This window comes from Paenibacillus sp. 01T422, from assembly GCF_056398785.1.
Genome location: NZ_JBFTQB010001190.1, coordinates 1 through 3,504, shown reverse-complemented (window position 1 = coordinate 3,504; position 3,504 = coordinate 1). Strand labels below are relative to the sequence as shown.

Here is a 3,504-nt window from a genome sequence, read left to right as displayed (position 1 = left end):
GGACTATTCATCCTAAATCAACTCCTTTAAGCAATACCTTTAATTTCTCTTTCGCCCTTCTGAGCCGCGACTTAACCGCTTCATTACTTATTCTCAAAACGGAGGATATCTCGTGAAGTGGCATATCTTGATAATAGTGAAGAATAATAACTTCACGATACTTAACGGAAAGTTTCATGACTTCTTCTAACACGCCTGTTTCGTCCAAACCAAAATAATGATCTCTGGCGACAGAGGAAGTTGTTGTAAACTGAACATGTTCTAAAAATACAAGTCGCCTCCAAATTGATGTGCGAAGAATGCTTTTACAGCGGTTTATCGTACATATTTTTAACCATTTGCGAATTGCAGCTCTTTCCTTTCCTGGATCAACTTTATGTAAGGCTGTCATAAATGTCTCCTGTATACAATCTTGCGCTAACTGATAGTCATTTAAGTAGGACATAGCCAGGTGAATGAGTTCACTTTGATAATCAGAGATTAGACCTTCGATAAAACATAATGTTATGTTATCCTGCCTTGCGGAGGACTTCACTTTCATATCATCAATTATTTTGTAATTTAACATAATGCAATCACCTCCCTAACAAATACGTTTTCTAAGCAACAAAAAGGGTCATTTCTCAAAAAAATTTAAAACCCGTTGTCTTTTTAGCCTAAATAAGTGGGCAATGCTTAAAGGGACAAAGTCAGTGAAGTTGCCCATTACTCTATAATAAAGAAGAGCTGCATCGCGGTATGCTCCTCCAAAATCGTTCTAAGTAAACGATAACCACGCTCTACTGCCCGTAATGAAATAAGGAGCTATCCCGAATTCGAGCTTCGATAAAATAGGTGAATTTGTGCCGCAAGACTACAATGTAGTCACATTTGTGCATTTTTAGTTGACACAAATGTGACTACATAAAAATAAAAAAGCCTGATTTCTCAAGCCTTTGCCGAATAAATTATGTAGGCACTTTTGTGCAATTGGACAGTATTCGAAATCTTGGTTTATTAATATCTTCATCCGAGGTAACCACTCTGCATCTGTACGTAATTTCATCTTCGATTATTCGAATTAATTCCTGAATAGATCTTGGACTTGTTCCTACCTTAGCTTAATCCAAATCCTCATTCCACAGTCTTATTACTTCTTTTAACTCTAAATTTTCAAAACTTAATTTATAAATATCTGGTTTCTTTAATTGATTTAAAAAATCCAAACCATAACTTGAATCAAAATAATTCATCATCAAAGTCATTACAAGTCCATGTGTTCCAATAGCTATTTTCTTCCCAGAGTGTTCTTTTAATATGTTTTTTATCACAGATATCGATCTATTTTGGCAATCAGAATTAGATTCCCCACTCGGTAAAGAATAATCAACGGTTATACGGGCTAGATATAATAACATCTATTCCTTCTTCTTTAAGAATTTCTGTAACTTTTTCAACATCGCTCTTGCCCTTAGTGGTGAGTCCTCTTGTTCTTTCAGTTCCTTCAGTGTATGCTGATTCAGCATGCCTAACCATATAGATGATGGTCTTCATATAATCCTCCTTGAAATGCTAACTTATTATATTACTGTAATTTCACATAACGTGATATTCACGAACTTCGTGAATTCCGTCTCAAAAAGTATTCGCGAGTCATTCAGCTATCCTACCCGTTCGAGGGTGAAGGGCTGCCACGCTCTACTGACCGTTACTTAAAATGGGTGCCAACATGCCGGTAGCCTGTTAAGTATCAAACTCTAGTGTCTCGTTAGCTTAATCATTAAAGTTTTGCGAATAGCACCTAACATACTACAAATGTATTAATTCATTAGCTATGATCATAATTCCATTATTTTCAATCTCTTTTAATTCTGTATTAAGCTTAAAACTATTTAAATTATAGATTGTTTCTGAAAAATCCCTTTTTAATATAGCTATTGGATTTATTGAGGGTAATTCACCATTTCGAATTTCCCCAATGCTAATTGGGCTTCCATCCATCTCTAAGCAAGATTGAATTATTTCAACTGGGCTTTGCTCCCAGAGATCTTGGCATAAATCAATAATTGATTTTATTTTCTCTTCTCTAAATTGCCACTCACCTTCATCAACTAGAATCTCATACTCCGGAATTATTATAGACAAACTAATTTTGTCGTTTCTGTAGCCCCAATACATTCTCATATGAGTATAGAGTTCACTTGATAATAATAATTGTTTGTAATTATTACTAACGTGCTCGTCGTAACCGACCGTTACCTCAAAGTTATTTCAACGAAAAAGAGAACAACTGCTGGCAGCGGGGATCTGCTCCCTGGTTACTCAATTATCATTTCTCGTTAGCGGAATTATTAGGGCCTTTAACGGATTTACGAGTAAATTTGTATTGCCATTACTAAGATTGCTTAGTGGGGAGCTCTTCAATTGACTTGTAGATAAGTTTTTGTTTATTTGGTAATTCCATATCTCTATGAAAGTGACCAAAATACCACTTTTTATAAGATAAGCGTTCTTTTATTTGCTCAAGGTAATCACTTAACTTATCCTCATGAATACCAGTATTATTAGATTCATTTAGTACCTGTAAAGTCGATGTAGGACACATATGCGTGATTACGAAGTCAACCTCCCATTTATGGCGCTCTAGATTCTTAATTCCTTCATGGTACTCTTCTAGTGATGGCATCTCTTCTGGCCACCAATTAACATTCTCTTTACGATACTCTTTGTCGTGAGATTGAGCTCCACCAAAAGCAAATATCTTGTATCCCTTAATTGTAAAGATCTGACCTCGCATTAAATGTATAATGCTTTCGCTTATTCGATGTACGTTTCCACCATTCCAATTCTCTACAGGATAAGAATTAAGCAACTGGAAATTCTCATGATTTCCGTCAATAAATAAAGTACTAAAGTTTTTTCGAGCTAACCATTTTCTCCAATATATTTCATCATTTTTATTGTCCCATACAAGTCCAAAATCTCCAGCAATTATCACGAAGTCATCTTTACTTAAATCTCTATTTATGGGAAATCGCTTGGAATTCAATTTACCAATATCTATATACCCATGAAGATCACCAGTTACGTACAACGTAATTCACTTCCTTGGACAAATCTCAATTTAGTAACTAAAGGTTTATTCTCCACTCAACATGGGTTTCCTTTATTTGTAACTAAACTGCATGTTAGCACAAAAGGCTGCACGTGGCAGCCCCTCTAAAACTTAACTATCGTTCTTCGTTAGAGTTCAAAGACGTTCAAATGTTATTCTTTATAAAACCCAAAGTGCGAATACACCACCTAGACCTGCGAGCGTAACCATAATTCCGCCAAAGCGTGTTGACATTTTATACAAGTCCGATGGCTCTGTCGAATTATCGGACTTCCAGCGCTCTGTAATGTTCCAAATTATTGACGGCTTGATTAGCATAAACAATCCCAGAGGGATAAGAACAACGCTTATAAATCCCATACTTTTGTCACCTCTAAACAGTCTTTGTTCTCTTTTACGCACCCATATGC

The 3,504-nt window shown here is 35.7% G+C and carries 4 protein-coding genes and 1 pseudogene; all 5 read right to left on the bottom strand.

Annotated features, from left to right (window positions below):
- Nucleotides 1–7: 7 nt before the first annotated feature.
- Nucleotides 8–568, bottom strand: coding sequence for a sigma-70 family RNA polymerase sigma factor (locus AC1DUA_RS37050; protein ID WP_477504477.1), 561 nt, complete (start codon nt 566–568; stop codon nt 8–10).
- A 532-nt stretch (nt 569–1,100) separates the two neighbouring features.
- A pseudogene (locus AC1DUA_RS37045) lies at nt 1,101–1,533 on the bottom strand (histidine phosphatase family protein).
- A 255-nt stretch (nt 1,534–1,788) separates the two neighbouring features.
- Nucleotides 1,789–2,163 (bottom strand): hypothetical protein, encoded by a 375-nt coding sequence (locus AC1DUA_RS37040; protein WP_477504476.1) that lies wholly within the window; start codon nt 2,161–2,163, stop codon nt 1,789–1,791.
- Between the two features lie 211 nt (nt 2,164–2,374).
- Complete coding sequence (locus tag AC1DUA_RS37035) at nt 2,375–3,073, bottom strand: metallophosphoesterase family protein (RefSeq protein ID WP_477504475.1); 699 nt, start codon at nt 3,071–3,073, stop codon at nt 2,375–2,377.
- A gap of 180 nt (nt 3,074–3,253) precedes the next feature.
- Nucleotides 3,254–3,504 (bottom strand): DUF6199 family natural product biosynthesis protein (locus AC1DUA_RS37030; RefSeq protein ID WP_477504474.1); only part of this gene is annotated, 251 nt, incomplete at its 5' end.

Excerpts from the sequence above, each read along its gene's own strand:
- AC1DUA_RS37040 (WP_477504476.1), bottom strand. The coding sequence starts at position 2,163 with ATGAGAATGTATTGGGGCTACAGAAACGACAAAATTAGTTTGTCTATA.
- AC1DUA_RS37050 (WP_477504477.1), bottom strand. The coding sequence starts at position 568 with ATGTTAAATTACAAAATAATTGATGATATGAAAGTGAAGTCCTCCGCA.